We start from the raw sequence: 16,551 nt of genomic DNA on the forward strand, positions 1-16,551 counted from the left end.
ATCATCACACCATCTCCCCCACCTTCCCCGCATCAATATCCCCATGCGAGGCATGATAAACCACAACGCCATCTTTAATAATTAGGATCTGAGGTGATTGGTGCTGCACATGGAATATTGTTGCTATCTCGTTCGAAATGTCGCGGTGCTGCAAAAGATCGAGGAAATACGGCTTAGCGCTTTCAGTATCTATAGCATACTCCTTTTCAAATCCGCTCAACGCCATTCGGCTGATACCGCAGCGTGTACTGTGCTTGAAAATGATGACCGGCATTTCTGCTGATTCCTGTATGATATCATCCAGTTGTTGAAGGGATGTTAAAGCGTTCCAATTGATTCGGGAAGATGATGTATCTTTATTATCAGATTCGCCAAATAGTTTATTAAAAAGGCCCATAATGTCATTTATTAAGACATTTTGTCTGAAATAATGAAATACCTATACGATATTCAGGACAATTTGTCGGTTTTTTCTTTACGGAATATAATTTGAAGGTTATTTATCGAAATCAAAAATAAAGAATTTAGACTATGAACTTTGCCAATTTTACTATAAAATCACAGGAAGCGATACAAAGGGCGCAGCAAATCGCTCAAAGCTTCGGCCACCAGCAGATAGAGAACGAACACATCGTGAAGGCTATACTGGAAGTGGACGAGAATGTAACGCCTTTCCTACTTAAAAAACTGAATGTAAACCTGCCCATTTTCCAACAGGTACTGGACAGGGTGATCGAAGGCTTCCCGAAAGTTTCGGGTGGCGACATGGGACTTTCCCGCGAAGCGGGCACTGCGCTAAATGAGGCCTCCAACATTGCCCGCAAGATGAACGATGAGTTTGTTTCCATCGAACATTTGCTGCTGGCCATCTTCGCCTCAAAAAGCAAGGTTGCCCAAATACTGAAAGACCAGGGTGTAACCGAGAAAGCCTTTAAATCGGCCATCGATGAGCTCCGCAAGGGCGAGCGTGTAACCTCGGCCAGTGCCGAGGAAACGTATAACTCCCTGAACAAATATGCCAAAAACCTCAACCAACTGGCCAACGATGGCAAACTGGACCCGGTAATTGGCCGTGATGAGGAGATACGCCGCGTGCTGCAAATATTGTCAAGACGTACCAAGAACAACCCAATGCTGGTGGGCGAACCCGGTGTGGGTAAAACCGCCATTGCCGAGGGCCTTGCACACCGGATCATCCAGGGCGATGTACCTGAGAACCTGAAGAACAAGATCGTGTACTCCCTCGACATGGGCGCACTGATCGCCGGTGCAAAGTACAAAGGGGAATTTGAAGAAAGGCTTAAGTCGGTGGTGAAGGAAGTGACTTCTGCCGATGGTGACATCGTGTTGTTCATCGACGAGATCCATACCCTTGTGGGGGCAGGCGGCGGCGAGGGTGCCATGGATGCCGCTAACATCCTGAAACCCGCACTGGCCCGTGGCGAACTGCGCGCGATAGGCGCTACCACTCTCGACGAATACCAGAAATATTTTGAGAAGGACAAAGCCCTCGAGCGCCGTTTCCAGAAGGTAATGGTAGATGAGCCGGATACCGAAAGTGCCATCTCCATACTTCGTGGTATCAAGGAAAAATACGAGACCCACCACCAGGTGCGCATCAAAGACGATGCCATCATAGCGGCAGTAGAGCTTTCACAGCGCTACATTACCAACCGTTTCCTTCCGGATAAGGCGATCGACCTGATGGATGAGGCGGCATCAAAACTCCGTATGGAGATCAATTCCAAGCCGGAGGAGCTGGACGTGCTGGACCGCAAAATCATGCAGCTCGAGATCGAGATTGAAGCTATCAAGCGTGAGAACGATGAACCGAAATTAAAGTCTCTCGGCATGGAGCTTGCCAACATGAAGGAGGAACGCAACGAAATCTATGCCCGTTGGAAGAGCGAAAAGGATGTTGTAGACAATATACAGGCCGCCAAAACGGAGATTGAGAACTTTAAGGCCGAAGCCGAAAAAGCGGAACGCGAAGGCAACTACGGAAAAGTAGCCGAACTTCGTTATGGCAAAATTAAAGAGGCACACGACAAGCTGGACACTTTGGAGAAACAATTGGCCGAAAGCCACAAAGGCCAGAGCCTGATCAAAGAGGAAGTGACCCATGAAGACATTGCCGAAGTAGTAGCGAAATGGACCGGCATACCGGTTACCAAAATGCTGCAAAGCGACCGGGAAAAACTGCTGAACCTTGAAGCAGAACTGCACAAGCGCGTGGTAGGCCAGGAAGAAGCTATTGAAGCGGTGAGCGATGCCGTGCGACGCAGCCGTGCCGGATTGCAGGACCAGAAGAAACCGATAGGGTCGTTCCTCTTCCTGGGTACTACAGGTGTGGGTAAGACCGAGTTGGCGAAAGCCCTTGCCTCCTATCTGTTTGACGACGAGAACGCCATGACCCGCATCGATATGAGCGAATACCAGGAGCGGCACAGCGTGAGCCGATTGGTGGGTGCGCCTCCGGGATATGTGGGCTATGATGAAGGTGGACAGCTAACCGAAGCCGTACGCCGCAAGCCCTACTCGGTAGTGCTTTTGGACGAAATTGAAAAGGCACATCCGGACACTTTCAACATATTGCTGCAGGTGCTTGACGAAGGCAGGCTGACCGACAATAAAGGCCGTGTAGCCGATTTTAAAAATTCCATCATTATCATGACTTCCAACATGGGAAGCAGCATCATACAGGAAAAATTTGAAAACCTCAAAGGGAATACAGAAGCTGCCATTGAAGCCGCTAAGGTTGAAGTGCTTGGTTTACTAAAGCAAACGGTTCGCCCGGAGTTCATCAACAGGATAGACGACATCGTAATGTTTACCCCACTGAGCAGCGACAACATCAGGGAGATCGTTGGCCTGCAGGTGAAGTCGGTTACCAAACTGCTGGCGAGGCAAAACATTACGCTGGATGCCACGCCCGAAGCCATCGACTACCTTGCACAAAAAGGCTACGACCCCGACTTTGGCGCAAGGCCAGTAAAAAGGGTTATCCAGAAAGAAGTAATGAATGAGCTTTCGAAACAGATACTTTCCGGCAAGGTAGCCACCGACAGCATTATACTGCTCGATAGCTTTGACGGCCATCTGGTATTCAGGAACCAGGGGGATTTAGTCAAGAATTAAGGAAATAGGTATAAATAAAAACGGATGGCTTAAACCATCCGTTTTTATTTATACCTATTTAAGTTATAGCATAAAGTTGATACCAACGTTTATAGCATCCCTGGAGATGAACACATTATCATCATAATTGTCTTTGAAGATATCACTAAAGCCTGCCTGCACATCGTATTCAAAGAATATTTTTATGTAATTCGAAACCGGAATTTTAACCCCGAGTCCTAAGGCAAGGCCGGCATCGGTAGTATTGAAATCATCTTTAAGGTCGGTATCAAACCTTGTTTCTTTAGCGCTCATCAGGAAACCCACATATGGGCCGAAATTAAGATACCAGTTCTTTTTACGCCCGAAATGCCAATCTGCCATTACAGGTACCGTGAGATAGTCGATGTTAAAATCGGTTCTGAATTCATCGCCGGTATTTATATCATAGATATAGCCGTTGTCCCAGCCTTTCCTGTCATAAATCACTTTAGCCTTGATACCCCAACTTTCAGAAAAATAGTATTCCGCAGAGCCGCCTACGTTAAAGCTGATATTATTATCGGGATTACCATAATAATCGGTTGACGTAATTGTAGAAAAGCTAACACCTGTATTGAGCCCGAATTCTACATTTCCTTTTGATTGCGCATTTGCCACAGCGATTCCCGCCATAGCAAGCAGTGTAAAGATAATTTTTTTCATGTGTCTGTTTTTTTGGCAAACGTAACAAAATTTATGCCATCAAAACACCAACAGGAGAAATATAATCTAAGGTTTAAACAGCCTTCAAAGCATCGATAAGCAAATCTATATCTTCTTTAGTATTGAAATGGCTTAGCGAGATACGTAGGGAGGGTTTCCCAATTTCATCTTCCGGTAAAATTTCCCTGAGTACATGCGAAGGCCTGATGCTCCCTGACTGGCATGCACTTCCTCTTGACACAGCAACTCCCTTCATGTCGAGATGAAACAGTATCATAGCAGTTTTCTCTTCGCCCAGTGGTAGCAATATGTTGGTAATATTATAGAACAACTCCGTATTTCCTGATTTTCCGTTTACTTTATATCCGGGGAAATTTATTTCAAGCTGGCCTAAAAGATAGTTTTTCAGTGAAGTAATATGCTCCCTGTCTGCTTCAAGCGTTTCATACGATAACTGAAGCGCCCTGGCCATTCCGGCAACCTGGTGTACCGCCTCGGTACCGGCACGGAAGCCCTTTTCCTGCTCACCGCCAAAGATCATCGGCTGCAAAGGCGTGTTTTTCCTGACAAAGGCAAAACCCACACCTTTTGGTCCGTGGAACTTGTGTGCGCTTGCCGTAAGGAAATCAACATTGCTATTTTGAAGGTCGAATTTTACCTTACCAACCGACTGCACCGCATCGGTATGGAAGAGTGCCCCGGCCTGCTTGCAGATGCGTCCTGCCCTTTCAATATCCAGCACCCCTCCGGTTTCATTATTCACATGCATGAGGCTAACGAGCGTTGGTACATTTTCCGACAGCAGCTTTACCAAATGGGTAAGATCGGCACTGCCATCCGGCAAAAGGTTTACGTACTGCACTTCTATGCCATACTCGGCCTTCATCATTATTACCGTGTTAAGAACCGAATGGTGCTCGGCCCTGCTGCTGATGATGCGCTGCACCTTGAGGTCCTTTACCGCACTGCGTATGATCCAGTTATTCGCCTCAGTACCGCATGATGTGAAAATAATTTCGCGTGCTTCGGCGTTAATAAGGGATGCGATGGTTTTGCGTGCGGTTTCCAGCACCACTTTGGCATTCCGGCCTGTGGCGTGGGTGGATGAGGGATTGCCATAATTATCGGACATCACACGCACCATTTCGGCGATCACTTCGGGGTGGATGGCTGTTGTGGAGGCGTTGTCAAGGTAAGCTTTGTTCATGGTGCAAAATTACTTAAAAATGCTTTGCAATCATATTTTGCAAAACCTTTCGCTAACCCGCTAAAAACATTATTTTTGTTGAAAATTACTTTGTATGAAAAAGATATTCGGCCTTATTGCCGCTTTAATATTGGTGATGGGATGTGATGACGGTGAAATGAGCTTCAATACGTTCAATTTTTCCAATGGTAACCCGGCGAGTTGCGGCAACAGCAACCTGTATTATAAAATAAACGGCAGCGAGGTGCTCATCATCGACCTTTCCGGCAGTCCGCTTATCAATGTTCCTACCGAAGATGGGCTGCCAAGACTGGTAACCATTGGGGCTACAAATACCATTACGTACAGAAATTATGACGGCACACCCACATCGGCATCCATTTGCAATTTCCCGGCCCCGGCATCTCCGGGTGTTATTGAAGAGTGGAGCGGTGAAGGTACCCTATCGATTGAAACAGACATCGTGGAAAATTCCAACGGCATAATAACCGGCTACAGCCACAAAATAACGCTTTTAGACATTTCATTTAGCAGGGATGGCGAAACTACCCGCATTGTTGACAACGAATTCGGATCTGTTGTCGTGCCAATAAGCTTTACCTTTAATTTTGGCGTTGAGGAAGCTGACCTGCAATTGAAAACATGCACTGAAAACGACCTTATATTCAAAAGAAAAGCAAGGGAAGCGCTAATCCTGAATATTGATCCTGATGTTTTTTCTGATAATGTTGCCGGCTCAACTGATACTATTAACATAACCGACCTTGAAGATGAAGGGGTCATATTCCTTGTTTATGACGGTTCTATTACCGATACCCACATTTGCAGTGTAATAGCCCCAATTACTCCCAACATTACAGAGCGCTGGGAAGCTACTGCAGGTACCATTACCATAAACACGGTAGCGGCAAGTGGTGGTACAGGCGTGAACCATGAAATAACTTTTACCAACATGGTATTTACCAAGGTATCCGATACCAGCGGCCAAACCTTTGCCATATCCGACCTTATAGTACCTGAACCGGGTGAAACCGGATATTACTTCGGACTCTATGTCCCTTAAAATACGATACTAACCCAGACTGTAGGCAACAGGCCTTAGATTGAAGACTATCGATTTTCGCCTACCTGTCAGGGTTCTGCTTGATGTACACTTCAGTGGCACCAAGGCCGTATTTTTGGTAATCGGCATCCTGGAAAGTGATTCCGTCATAACGCCCTAAAAGGAAATCAAGCTCTGCTTTGAGTATGCCCTCGCCCACACCGTGGATGAGAACCACGCGTTGCATCCTGTTGCGCATGGCAAACTCAATCTGCCGTTTGGCGGTTTCGGTTTGGAGGGTAAGGATGTCATAGTTGGACATGCCTTTTTTATTGGGCACCAGCTTTTCAATATGAAGGTCAACCTCAAGCACAAAGCCATCCTTTTTCGATTTCTTTTCTTTCACAAAGCTCCTCTTTTTGGGTTCCTCCTTTTCTTTAAGGATGCGCCCCATCGATTGTGAGGAAACAAATGATTTGATGTCGGTGGCATTGTGGAGCTTTACCAACTCATTCTCGGCAAACTCCAGTTCAAAGCCTTCGGTGGTTTCTATGACTACCCTACTGCCCATATAGCTTTTTACCCTGCCGGAAAAAGAATCATCCAGCACCGCAACCTCATCGCCCTGCTTAAATATTTTCGCTGCCATTTTCGTCGTCATTATTACGCTCTCCTTTACTTGGTACTTTAGCCATCAAACGGCTAAGCCCATATACAAAAGCCACCATGGCGGCTATCATAATAAATTTATTGGGCTCGGCTTTCGACTGTTCGAACAACGCTACGAAAGCAAGTGCGAATATCAATAGGATATAGATAGTTTTCATTGTTCCAAAAGTAGTAAAATATAAAATAAATAAGGCCCCGGATTAACCGGAGCCCTGTAAAGTTACGTTTTATTAAAAATTAAAACTGCGAAGCTGCAGAGGCAACAATTATGACACCGAACACGATTGATGAAATAATGATAACGATGACCGATATTACCGCCATCATGAAATGGTTCTTCAAATTTTTAAAAGTAGCTATCAATTGCTGCGTATTATTTTCGTCCAATGCACGTTTTGAAGCTGTTGAGAACTTCAGCAGGAACAGCATCGGCAGGAAATACATTACCGTCATAACCAGATAAAGCAACGCAATTGCGCCCGTAGGCATTCCGTTTTGCTCACCGCCTGCGGCAAACAGTGCCAGCGTTGCAAGCAGCAGGAAACCGCAGCCAATAAATCCAATGATGGCAAAGGCCATGGCCCAGCCGGCAGCGCTTCTAAGGAAATCCTTAGCGTCATTGGTTAACTGCATTTCAAAAGAGTCAAATGATGATGTTTGTTCAGAAAAGGGTGATTTGTAATCCTCCATAGATGTTTTTGGTTTTAATAGGTGTTATTGCATTTTACTTCTCAAAAGCCTTAAGTGTTTTTGTAATAATGCCTATGCAATCCATCAGCTGCTCCACGTTCATTACCAATGGCGGCGCAAACCGGATGATGTTGCCGTGTGTGGGCTTGGCCAACAAGCCATTATCCCTCATGGCCATGCAGATGTCCCATGCGGTAGAGCTATCCTCAGTGTCATTGATTACAATGGCATTCAGCAACCCTTTACCCCTCACGAGCGTTGCAATATTACTTGTTGCAATATACTCATTCATTTTTTCACGGAAAAGCTTTCCGAGTTTTTCTGCATTCTCTGCCAGTTTTTCGTCCTGGACTACCTCAAGTGCTGCAATGGCTACCGCCGCAGCAACAGGGTTTCCGCCAAACGTAGACCCATGCTGGCCGGGTTTTATCACATTCATGATGCTGTCATTAGCCAACACCGCAGATACCGGGTAAGCCCCGCCTGACAATGCCTTGCCCAGGATGAGGATATCCGGCTGAACATTTTCATGATGTACCGCAAGCAATTTGCCGGTACGGGCAATGCCTGTCTGCACCTCATCGGCTATGAAGAGTACGTTATGGCTTTCGCAAAGTTCTTTCGCTTTGGCAAGGTAACCTTCTGCAGGAACATATACTCCTGCCTCGCCCTGTATAGGCTCTGCCAGGAAGCCTGCTATATTCTTTTCAGTTTTTAAAACATTCTCAAGCGCATCGATGTCATCATACGCTATCTTGATGAAACCTGCAGTATAAGGGCCGAAGTTCTTGCGGGCATTCTCATCATTAGAAAAAGAAATGATGGTGGTTGTCCTGCCGTGGAAGTTATTTTCGCACACGATTATCTTTGCCTCATGCTCTGCAATGCCTTTACGTTCGTAAGCCCACTTGCGGCACAACTTGATTGCTGTTTCCACAGCCTCGGCACCGGTGTTCATCGGAAGCACCTTATCGAACCCGAAATAATTGGTCACAAATTCCTCGTACCTGCCCAACTGGTCGTTGTAAAATGCCCTTGACGTAAGCGTGAGCGTTTCCGCCTGCCCCATCATGGCCCCGATGATCTTCGGGTGGCAGTGTCCCTGGTTTACAGCCGAATAAGCTGAAAGGAAATCGTAATACCTTTTGCCTTCCACATCCCATACATGTACACCTTCTCCACGGCTTAGCACCACAGGCAGCGGGTGGTAGTTGTGGGCTCCATACTTGTCTTCAAGCATTATGGCATCTGCCGAGGTAATTTTTTCTAAAACTGACATTCTAATCTTTTTTTTATTTTTTAATCAGCCATTCCTGCTTTCGGAGAGAAATCACCCGTTTTGGCTTGCAAATTACTAAAAATAAAATTATCCCCTTTAAAAATGATAATTTGCTAAAAATTCCAGTTGCAAATCCTAAATTACAAACCTCCTGAAGATGCGATTTCATTTTGTAAGGGATGCCTTTGTACGATTTTTTCCAGCAGCTGTGCAATGGCATCTTTGAGTTCCTGTGGTTCAACTACTTCGCATTTATCCGCAAACATCAGGAACCACCGCGCCAACCCCTCCTCCATTGACATTGAGAGGAATGTCATTTCTACATAATCGCCGTCAACCCTCTCCGACACAAACCCGAAGTAGTGCTTTTGCTCCTGCATGTATTTTGTAGCTTCCCTGTGTACGCGTATCACTGCCTTTTGTAACGGGAAGGCCGCCCTTGCTTCCTTATCCTGTTTATAATATTCCTTCAGCGAGGTACGCTCCTGCTGCGATATGCCGGTCAGTTGGGCGCTTATCATCCTGTCGGCACGAAACTGCCTGTACGATTCCCTCAGGTGGCACCATGCAATGGTATACCAGTTATTATGCTCATGAAAAATGCCTATGGGTTCTACCAGACGTTCGCTGTTTTCTTCATTGCCAAAGGCCCGGTACACCAGCTTTATGGCTTTTTTGTCGGCAATTGCTTTAAGCAGCACATCGAGGATGTTGCCAGGCGGCAGGACATCACCTTTTCTTTCCATAACAATGATATTGTCCTCCAGCGTTTCTACCATGTCCTTTTCGGTTCCACGCAAAACGGCCCTTACTTTAAACATGGCCGAACTGAAATGCTCTGTGAGGTTATTATCGGTAAATTTTGCCATAAGCTTTTCGGCCGTGAGGAATGCCATGGCCTCCTCGCGGGTAAACATGACCGGTGGCAGCCTGTAACCCTCCACCAGGGAGTAGCCAATGCCCGCCTCACCGTACACCGGTACACCGGCCTCCTCTATAGACCTTATGTCGCGGTACACCGTACGCAGGCTGATACCGAACCTGTCGGCAAGGTCTTGCGCTTTTACCACCCTTTTGGACTGGAGCTGTATGAGGATTGCTGTAATGCGGTCGAAACGGTTCATAAATGAAATGTATACCCAAATATAAAATAAAAAGCCCTGCAAAACAGGGCTTCTTAACTTAATATGAAATCTAAATTTAACTTAACTCCGTACTAATGTCGCGCTCGATGTAATTGCTGTATTTAGCAGCCTTGAAATAGGGCAATTGGTTTCTGCTTTGGTAACCAGTTGCTGGAATTCATCGGTTTCAATGTCATCAATCCTTGCCACAACCGACAAATGGGATCCTACTACACTGCCGTCCTGAAAATCGATATCGCACTTTGTTTCTATGGATGCAACACTATAGCCAGCCTCATTGATGTAGGCGGTCAGCTGCATCGTAAAGCAGCCTGCGTGAGCCGCGGCTATCAGTTCTTCCGGATTGGTGCCGTTGCCCTGCTCAAAACGTGTCCTGAATGAATATTGTGTATTGCTTAATACGTTACTTTGAGTGGTAATTTTACCTTCTCCTTCTTTTAGTGAACCTGCCCAAACGGCAGTGGCATTTCTTTTCATTGATTTTTGTTTGTTGTTCCATAAAATTAACTAATTGGAAATGAACACCGAAACAATACCATCATTTTAACAAAAAATTAAAATAACATTAGAATTTACGAACTCAATTCTAATAGTTTGAGTGTAGTATTCCAGTTTCGGGTAGTTGCCTTAACTTTGAGCTTGCTTTCAATAAGATTATTGGACAGCTTCGAATCAGCCGCACCCATCGCAAGCTTAAAATACATTATATCTTCATGCAGCGCTATAAGGTCGTCCCCTATCGGCGCCTGCCTGAGCTTTTCCATTGCTTCACTGGAGGGAGCCTCGCTCAGGAAAGTAACGTATATTTTTTTGGTGCCGGCATCCTCGGGCGCTTTGCCTTCGGCGTAGGGATTGTTTTCAATGGCCTTTTCCAGATGCTGTTTGTCGATGACAAATACGGTGACCTCAAAACCATATTGCCGTTCAATCAGCTTTTCAATAGCTGTGGCTATTTTTTCCTTTGATCTTTCCGATGCTTCAAAAACAACATTGCCGCTTTGGATATACGTCTTTACTCCGCCATATCCGGCATCCTCCATCAGCTTGCGGAGGTCTTCCATTTTAATGATTTTTTTTTCCGCTCACGTTTATGCCACGAAAAAGTGCGAGATAGGTAGGCATGGTTATTTAAATAAAGTATAAAGCAAATTTATCCAATTTCACGATAATAACATTATTTTTGCCGAATGGGAAAAAGGAAAAATACCGACAAGATAGTATTTGACAATATAGAAGTGCTGGATGCCGGCGCCAAAGGCGTATCGGTAGCCAAAGCGCCCGACGGCAAGGTGATATTCATACCCAATGTTGTGCCGGGCGATGTAGTTGACGTGCAAACGTTCAAAAAGCGCAAGGCCTATTATGAAGGCAAAGCAGTGCATTTCCATGAATATTCTGCCGACAGGGTGATACCGCCCTGCCAGCATTTTGGTGCGTGCGGCGGCTGCAAGTGGCAGAACATGAACTATGAAAAGCAGCTGTTCTACAAGAACCGTGAGGTGTACAACCACCTGAAGCGCATAGGCAAAGTAGAGCTGCCGGAGTTCGAGCCGATAAAGGGCAGCGAAAAGCAGTTCTTTTACCGCAACAAAATGGAATTCTCCTTCTCGAATGCCCGCTGGGTAACTGAGGAAGAAGCGCGCAGCGGTGAGGAGATCGACAACCGCAATGCACTGGGCTTCCACATACCACGCATGTGGGACAAGATACTGGATATTACTAAATGCCACCTGCAGGAAGACCCCAGCAATGCTATTCGCAATGCCGTAAGGGATTTTGCCAATGAGCACGGCCTGGAGTTCTTTAACCCCCGCGAACATTCAGGATTGCTGCGCACGCTGATGCTTCGTACCGCATCAACCGGCGAGATCATGGTGCTCATACAGTTTTTTGACGATAATAAGGAACAAAGGGAAATGCTGCTGGATTTCCTTGCCGAAAGCTTCCCCGGCATTACCTCGCTGCAATATGTGGTGAACCAAAAGGCAAACGACACGCTGTATGACCAGGACATCATATTGTACAAAGGACGTGATTATATATTAGAGTCGATGGAAGGGTTGAGCTTTAGCATCAATGCAAAGTCGTTCTACCAGACGAACTCTGACCAGGCGTATGAACTGTACAGCATTACCCGCGACTTTGCAGGGCTTACAGGCAATGAACTCGTGTATGACCTTTATACCGGTACGGGCACGATAGCGCAGTTTGTATCGCGAAAAGCGAAAAAGGTTATTGGCGTAGAAGCCGTTCCCGAAGCCATTGCTGATGCCAAAGAGAACGCAAAACGCAATAATATCACCAATTGCGAGTTTTTTGTTGGTGACATGAAAGTGGTGTTCAATGAAGAGTTCATCGCTACGCACGGCAGGCCGGATGTCATCATTACCGATCCCCCGCGCGACGGCATGCATAAAGATGTTATTGACCAGATACTGCAGATAGCCCCGCAAAAAGTGGTGTACGTTAGCTGCAACTCGGCCACCCAGGCCCGCGACCTTGCCCTGATGGATGAAGTGTACAAGGTGGCGCGCGTGCGCCCGGTCGATATGTTCCCGCAAACACACCATGTGGAAAATGTTGTACTTTTGGAAAAAAGATAATTAAAAGGCATTGCCTCTATGAAAAGATTAATCTGTTCTGTAACTGTGCTGTTGGTACTCACCTATTTCGCCGTTAGCTGCGAGAAGGACGACATTTGTGCCGAAGGCTCGCCAACCACGCCAAGCCTCATTGTTGAGTTTTATAACAAGGATAATGGGGAGGAATTGGTAAACCTCATCAATTTCAAATACTATGCAGTAGGCGAAACCGATACCCTGCCTGATGTAGAGGAAGGCACCACCACTTCGTTCAGTAAAATCGAGCTGCCATTGCGCACCGATGCGACCACCACCAAGTGGGGCCTCATATTTACACGCAGGCTTTCCAACGGACAGTTTACCGAACCTAATACCGATTTCCTCGAATTCAATTATGAGACCAATACCGCTTATGTTTCCCGTGCCTGCGGATTCGCCACTACGTTTATGCTTTCCCCTAATTTGAACGGAGCCCCTAATCCGTTACATACGGACAGTGAAGACGCAGATGGTCTCTGGATAGATGATGTTGAAGTAATTACCACCAATATAGAAGACGAAAGTGAAACACATATCAAGATATATTTATAGCGTCCTGCTGCTGTGCTCATTTTCATCTTTTGCACAGGAACAGCCAGCCACCGATACGATTGCCCCACCTGTAAAATCCGACCGCTACGGCATCCGTGTGGGTGTCGACCTGCACAGGCTGTCGCGCTCATTCTATGAGGATGACTTCAGGGGGATTGAACTGGTGGCCGATTACAGGCTCACCAAAAAATGGTATGCCGCCGCCGAAATAGGTAATGTCGACTATACCGTAAACGACTCGCAGCTGAGCTTTACCACCAAAGGCAATTACCTTAAAGTCGGTTTCGACTTTAATGCCTACGAGAACTGGCTCGACATGGAAAACATGATCTACGCCGGCGTGCGTTACGGCTTTGCCGGTTTTAACCAAAACCTCAATTCATATAAAATATACGACAGTTCCGGTTACTTTGATGAAGTGACCATTTACCCTGATACCAAATACAGCGGCCTTACCTCACAATGGATCGAAGTCCTGGGCGGCGTAAAGGCCGAACTGTTTGATAATATATTCCTTGGGTTTTCCGTGAGGCTCAACTACCTGGTCTCAGATAAGAATCCTGATGGCTTCGAAAACCTTTATCTGCCGGGGTTCAACCGTACTTACGGATCAAAATTCGGCGCAGGATTCAACTATACGCTGTCCTATTTCATACCGCTTTATAAAAAGCAGGGCGCACCGAATGAAGCTAAAAAATAAATTTTAGCTACAAATAGCACAAATTTCACCAATTTCGAATTAGTGAAATTGGTGTAATTCGCAGGTAAAAAATTATGCCCTAACAGGATTTTAATCACCTGTAATCTTCCTCGGGAAAAACGAATTTACTTTCTTTCGATGCACTGATACGATAAATACCGGCATTTATTCATTGCTTAAAAATTTTCAAATTGTTCCAGCTATTTTAGCCCTGCCCAACAGTCCACCCATAGGATTAATTTTATATGTTTGGAAATGATTTAAAAACTGCCCTGTTGTACGGGGGCATATTCTGAAGAAAACCGCATTCAACCTGATAACGAAATAACGCAATTACAATAATGGAAAAAATGGCTCCTGAAAAAGCGCTGTCCATACTCAAAGAACATAAACTCGAAGCCGATGCAAAGCATCTTGCCGATGCTTTTGACAATATTGAATTATTCGAAGCACTACTGGCGGCAGGTGCAGACCCTAATTATCTTGTTGACGGATCGAAACCCCTGTTTATGGAAGCTTACGGCCGCAGTAAATACTTTCCCTTCAAACTATTGATGGAATATGGTGCCGATCCCAATAAGCCTTATAAAAACGATCCGGGCAGCCCTAATGTTATTTTCGACATGACATCAACCTCGGGCCCCGGTATGTATTTCTGGCCCATGCTTGAAGCTGGGCTTGACCTGAATGGATTTCATCCCGTAACCGGAGAAAACCTGGTGACCTATATGGTACGCCAGCCTTATTCTTCGGTCGATGTATTGAAGAACCTGCTCGAAAACGGCGCAGACCCGAACCTGCCAAACAAAAATGGCATGACGATCTATGAGCTACTGGAAAAGAACAGGATCAGGACCCGGAAGCCGGAATTTTTCCTCCTAAAGGAATATGAAAAAGGAGGCCGGAAACTGCCGCCTATGCCGGAAGGGATCATTCCACCTGCACAAAAGCCCATTCTAAAGATCAGCTACGGAGACGCTGTCAGTTCCTGGAGGGCTCTTGAAGTGCTCAGTAAAGATGCGGACAGCCTGACCGTAAAAATGTACAACCTGTATATGTATGATACGGAATTCCCACGTTCGCACACAGCAGCGCTCAATATCGTATTCTCGCTTTTAGAAAGGGCCGAAACACCATCCGTGTGGCAGGATATAGCCACTGTTTTTGACTATGAAAAATACCATATTGAGGTTGCGCGCAAATATATAAAGTCGTTTGAGGTTTACGATTTCAATGCGATTCACAGCAATGAACTATGGAAAGATACACAGCTTTATAAGTTCGATGACATTAAAGACAGTATGCGTGAAAAGCTAATGCACGCAACGATGACTATCCGGGTAAGCGAACCCGCAATGCTCGAAACCATTGAGGCCGGCACGTGGATGAACATCCCCTACCGTTCCGCAAGCCCATTTTGGTATATGGAAAATAAAGCAGCGGGAACATTTTTTGTAATGTTCCTGAGCGAAGGCGGAAGATGGATGTCACGCGAAGGAGAAATAGGAACCGATGGCAAGCTGAAACCTGTTGCCGGCATCAGCAAAGGCTATTACAAAGAAGAGAACAACCGTGCAGAGGCTTTTGCATTTGCAAAAAAGGAAGAAGGCTATGAGCTTGTTTATAAAAATTACGATACGGCATACAATATTGAAGAAGATATCCGGAATGCCAAGGCAGAAGAGAAGATTAACGAGAATAAGGCCGATCATAGCGAAGCTGCACTAGAAGCGATACAAAACGAAGATGTTGCAAAACTGAAGTCGATATTAGCAACAGGCGTTCATCCCGATACGCTCAAGACTTCCTATGGCACACTTGCTCTCGAATATGTTGCCGATAAATACAGGCCCAAACCTGCGCACCTGGAAATGCTTAAGCTCCTGCTTGAGAATGGCGCCGACCCACAGCATAAGGAATACGACCATCCGCTGCTTCAGCAGGTGTGTGGCGGGCATGCCAAAAATGAGGTTAGCGACGAAATGGTACGTTGCCTGATGGATGCCGGAGCCAATATATTTGCCAATTCACAGTCGGAAAGCTATCATAAAAGCTCTTTATTGCAATCGGCGTGCTATGGCGGCATGCTGTGGTTTGTAGAATACCTACTCGGGAAAGGCGTACCTGTCGACTATCAGGATACCGAAGGCATGACCGCTTTAAATTATGCAGTGAGGTCAGACCGCAACAGTGCTGCCATTATAGATGTGCTGCTAAAGAACGGCGCCGATAAGAACGATTTACTTAAGCTTAGCTCCCATGGTGCAACCTGCCTTGAAAATGCAGAGATCCCGGAAACCATCGAAAAAATCGTTTCGTTGGGATTCGACATTGATATGAAAAACCGCCACGGGTATACCGGAATCCTGCATGCTGCTGAATATGGCCCTGCCGAAATTTTTGAAACATACCTGAAGCTCGGTGCAGAGGTTTACCTGCCTAACGTCCTTCACCGTATCGTTACCCGTCTGGGCTACAAAGATAACAACCAGCAAAAAGTTGAGGCACCCATGAAGAAGTTAAAGATGCTGTATGAGCGGGGGTATGATATTACCGGCGGCACCGACACTTTTACAAGTATATACCGTAGCTATGAAGGCCGCAAAAAAATTGCAAAGTTCGAAGAGCAAATACTTCTAGACCTATGGGAAATGGGATGCAGGCCATCGTGGAAGAAACCATTCCTTGAATATGTTACAAGGGTCAACAGTGCGAAATTGATAGCTTTGGCAGAAACACTACCCGAGAACAGGATAAAATCGTAAAATAACGTGATTTCGATACAACCAAGACTCTTAACCCGGAAAAATTTCTTTGTTTTGAG

General features: G+C 45.9%; 16 protein-coding genes. 6 read left to right on the forward strand and 10 right to left on the reverse strand.

Annotated features, from left to right (window positions below):
• Positions 1 to 4: 4 nt before the first annotated feature.
• Positions 5 to 397 carry a bacillithiol system redox-active protein YtxJ gene (ytxJ, locus tag OGH69_RS11595; protein ID WP_265174640.1) on the reverse strand — a complete coding sequence of 131 codons (393 nt, stop codon included), beginning with the start codon at positions 395 to 397 and terminating at the stop codon, positions 5 to 7.
• Positions 398 to 531: 134 nt separating this feature from the next.
• Between ytxJ and clpB the strand changes: the two genes are divergently transcribed.
• Positions 532 to 3,138: an ATP-dependent chaperone ClpB gene (gene clpB, locus OGH69_RS11600; protein WP_265174641.1), complete on the forward strand. Its 2,607-nt coding sequence runs from the start codon at positions 532 to 534 to the stop codon at positions 3,136 to 3,138.
• 63 nt (positions 3,139 to 3,201) lie between these two features.
• Here clpB and OGH69_RS11605 read toward each other — a convergent pair whose 3' ends face one another.
• A complete protein-coding gene (locus OGH69_RS11605) occupies positions 3,202 to 3,822 on the reverse strand; it encodes a porin family protein (protein WP_265174642.1) in 621 nt (206 codons plus the stop codon).
• A 73-nt stretch (positions 3,823 to 3,895) separates the two neighbouring features.
• Positions 3,896 to 5,029 carry a cysteine desulfurase family protein gene (locus tag OGH69_RS11610; protein ID WP_265174643.1) on the reverse strand — a complete coding sequence of 378 codons (1,134 nt, stop codon included), beginning with the start codon at positions 5,027 to 5,029 and terminating at the stop codon, positions 3,896 to 3,898.
• A gap of 94 nt (positions 5,030 to 5,123) precedes the next feature.
• On the opposite strand from OGH69_RS11610, the gene OGH69_RS11615 reads away from it, so the two are divergent.
• Positions 5,124 to 6,092 (forward strand): hypothetical protein, encoded by a 969-nt coding sequence (locus OGH69_RS11615; protein WP_265174644.1) that lies wholly within the window; start codon positions 5,124 to 5,126, stop codon positions 6,090 to 6,092.
• Between the two features lie 61 nt (positions 6,093 to 6,153).
• Here the strand turns inward: OGH69_RS11615 and OGH69_RS11620 are convergent, their stop codons facing one another.
• The 7 genes from OGH69_RS11620 to OGH69_RS11650 all read right to left on the reverse strand — a co-directional run bounded on the left by OGH69_RS11620 (position 6,154) and on the right by OGH69_RS11650 (position 10,924).
• A complete protein-coding gene (locus OGH69_RS11620; protein ID WP_265174645.1) occupies positions 6,154 to 6,720 on the reverse strand; it encodes a Smr/MutS family protein in 567 nt (188 codons plus the stop codon).
• On the reverse strand, positions 6,701 to 6,898 hold the full coding sequence (locus tag OGH69_RS11625) for a hypothetical protein (RefSeq protein WP_265174646.1): 198 nt from the start codon (positions 6,896 to 6,898) through the stop codon (positions 6,701 to 6,703). The genes OGH69_RS11620 and OGH69_RS11625 overlap by 20 nt, the downstream gene beginning before the upstream one ends.
• Before the next feature lie 79 nt (positions 6,899 to 6,977).
• Positions 6,978 to 7,430 (reverse strand): hypothetical protein, encoded by a 453-nt coding sequence (locus tag OGH69_RS11630; protein ID WP_265174647.1) that lies wholly within the window; start codon positions 7,428 to 7,430, stop codon positions 6,978 to 6,980.
• A gap of 34 nt (positions 7,431 to 7,464) precedes the next feature.
• On the reverse strand, positions 7,465 to 8,709 hold the full coding sequence (gene rocD / locus OGH69_RS11635) for an ornithine--oxo-acid transaminase (RefSeq protein WP_265174648.1): 1,245 nt from the start codon (positions 8,707 to 8,709) through the stop codon (positions 7,465 to 7,467).
• Positions 8,710 to 8,849: 140 nt separating this feature from the next.
• Entirely contained in the window at positions 8,850 to 9,833 is a 984-nt protein-coding gene (locus OGH69_RS11640) for a helix-turn-helix transcriptional regulator (protein ID WP_265174649.1), read from the reverse strand.
• 81 nt (positions 9,834 to 9,914) lie between these two features.
• A complete protein-coding gene (locus tag OGH69_RS11645; RefSeq protein WP_265174650.1) occupies positions 9,915 to 10,331 on the reverse strand; it encodes an OsmC family peroxiredoxin in 417 nt (138 codons plus the stop codon).
• A 95-nt stretch (positions 10,332 to 10,426) separates the two neighbouring features.
• Positions 10,427 to 10,924 (reverse strand): DUF1697 domain-containing protein, encoded by a 498-nt coding sequence (locus OGH69_RS11650; RefSeq protein ID WP_306354384.1) that lies wholly within the window; start codon positions 10,922 to 10,924, stop codon positions 10,427 to 10,429.
• Between the two features lie 117 nt (positions 10,925 to 11,041).
• On the opposite strand from OGH69_RS11650, the gene rlmD reads away from it, so the two are divergent.
• The 4 genes from rlmD (at position 11,042) to OGH69_RS11670 (ending at position 16,492) form a co-directional block, all read left to right on the forward strand.
• Positions 11,042 to 12,457, forward strand: a complete 1,416-nt coding sequence (rlmD, locus tag OGH69_RS11655) for a 23S rRNA (uracil(1939)-C(5))-methyltransferase RlmD (protein WP_265174651.1) — start codon at positions 11,042 to 11,044, stop codon at positions 12,455 to 12,457.
• Positions 12,458 to 12,475: 18 nt separating this feature from the next.
• Positions 12,476 to 13,027 (forward strand): DUF6452 family protein, encoded by a 552-nt coding sequence (locus OGH69_RS11660; RefSeq protein WP_265174652.1) that lies wholly within the window; start codon positions 12,476 to 12,478, stop codon positions 13,025 to 13,027.
• Positions 12,999 to 13,727, forward strand: a complete 729-nt coding sequence (locus tag OGH69_RS11665) for a DUF6048 family protein (RefSeq protein WP_265174653.1) — start codon at positions 12,999 to 13,001, stop codon at positions 13,725 to 13,727. Before OGH69_RS11660 ends, OGH69_RS11665 begins: the two co-directional genes overlap by 29 nt.
• Before the next feature lie 341 nt (positions 13,728 to 14,068).
• Positions 14,069 to 16,492, forward strand: coding sequence for an ankyrin repeat domain-containing protein (locus tag OGH69_RS11670; RefSeq protein WP_265174654.1), 2,424 nt, complete (start codon positions 14,069 to 14,071; stop codon positions 16,490 to 16,492).
• The last annotated feature ends 59 nt before the right edge of the window (positions 16,493 to 16,551 follow it).

Source organism: Flavobacterium sp. MFBS3-15, assembly GCF_026107645.2.
GTDB lineage: Bacteria > Bacteroidota > Bacteroidia > Flavobacteriales > Flavobacteriaceae > Flavobacterium.

Coding starts and splice junctions, on each gene's coding strand:
- ytxJ (WP_265174640.1), bottom strand. CDS start 397: ATGGGCCTTTTTAATAAACTATTTGGCGAATCTGATAATAAAGATACA.
- clpB (WP_265174641.1), top strand. CDS start 532: ATGAACTTTGCCAATTTTACTATAAAATCACAGGAAGCGATACAAAGG.
- OGH69_RS11605 (WP_265174642.1), bottom strand. CDS start 3,822: ATGAAAAAAATTATCTTTACACTGCTTGCTATGGCGGGAATCGCTGTG.
- OGH69_RS11610 (WP_265174643.1), bottom strand. CDS start 5,029: ATGAACAAAGCTTACCTTGACAACGCCTCCACAACAGCCATCCACCCC.
- OGH69_RS11615 (WP_265174644.1), top strand. CDS start 5,124: ATGAAAAAGATATTCGGCCTTATTGCCGCTTTAATATTGGTGATGGGA.
- OGH69_RS11620 (WP_265174645.1), bottom strand. CDS start 6,720: ATGGCAGCGAAAATATTTAAGCAGGGCGATGAGGTTGCGGTGCTGGAT.
- OGH69_RS11625 (WP_265174646.1), bottom strand. CDS start 6,898: ATGAAAACTATCTATATCCTATTGATATTCGCACTTGCTTTCGTAGCG.
- OGH69_RS11630 (WP_265174647.1), bottom strand. CDS start 7,430: ATGGAGGATTACAAATCACCCTTTTCTGAACAAACATCATCATTTGAC.
- rocD (WP_265174648.1), bottom strand. CDS start 8,709: ATGTCAGTTTTAGAAAAAATTACCTCGGCAGATGCCATAATGCTTGAA.
- OGH69_RS11640 (WP_265174649.1), bottom strand. CDS start 9,833: ATGAACCGTTTCGACCGCATTACAGCAATCCTCATACAGCTCCAGTCC.
- OGH69_RS11645 (WP_265174650.1), bottom strand. CDS start 10,331: ATGAAAAGAAATGCCACTGCCGTTTGGGCAGGTTCACTAAAAGAAGGA.
- rlmD (WP_265174651.1), top strand. CDS start 11,042: ATGGGAAAAAGGAAAAATACCGACAAGATAGTATTTGACAATATAGAA.
- OGH69_RS11660 (WP_265174652.1), top strand. CDS start 12,476: ATGAAAAGATTAATCTGTTCTGTAACTGTGCTGTTGGTACTCACCTAT.
- OGH69_RS11670 (WP_265174654.1), top strand. CDS start 14,069: ATGGAAAAAATGGCTCCTGAAAAAGCGCTGTCCATACTCAAAGAACAT.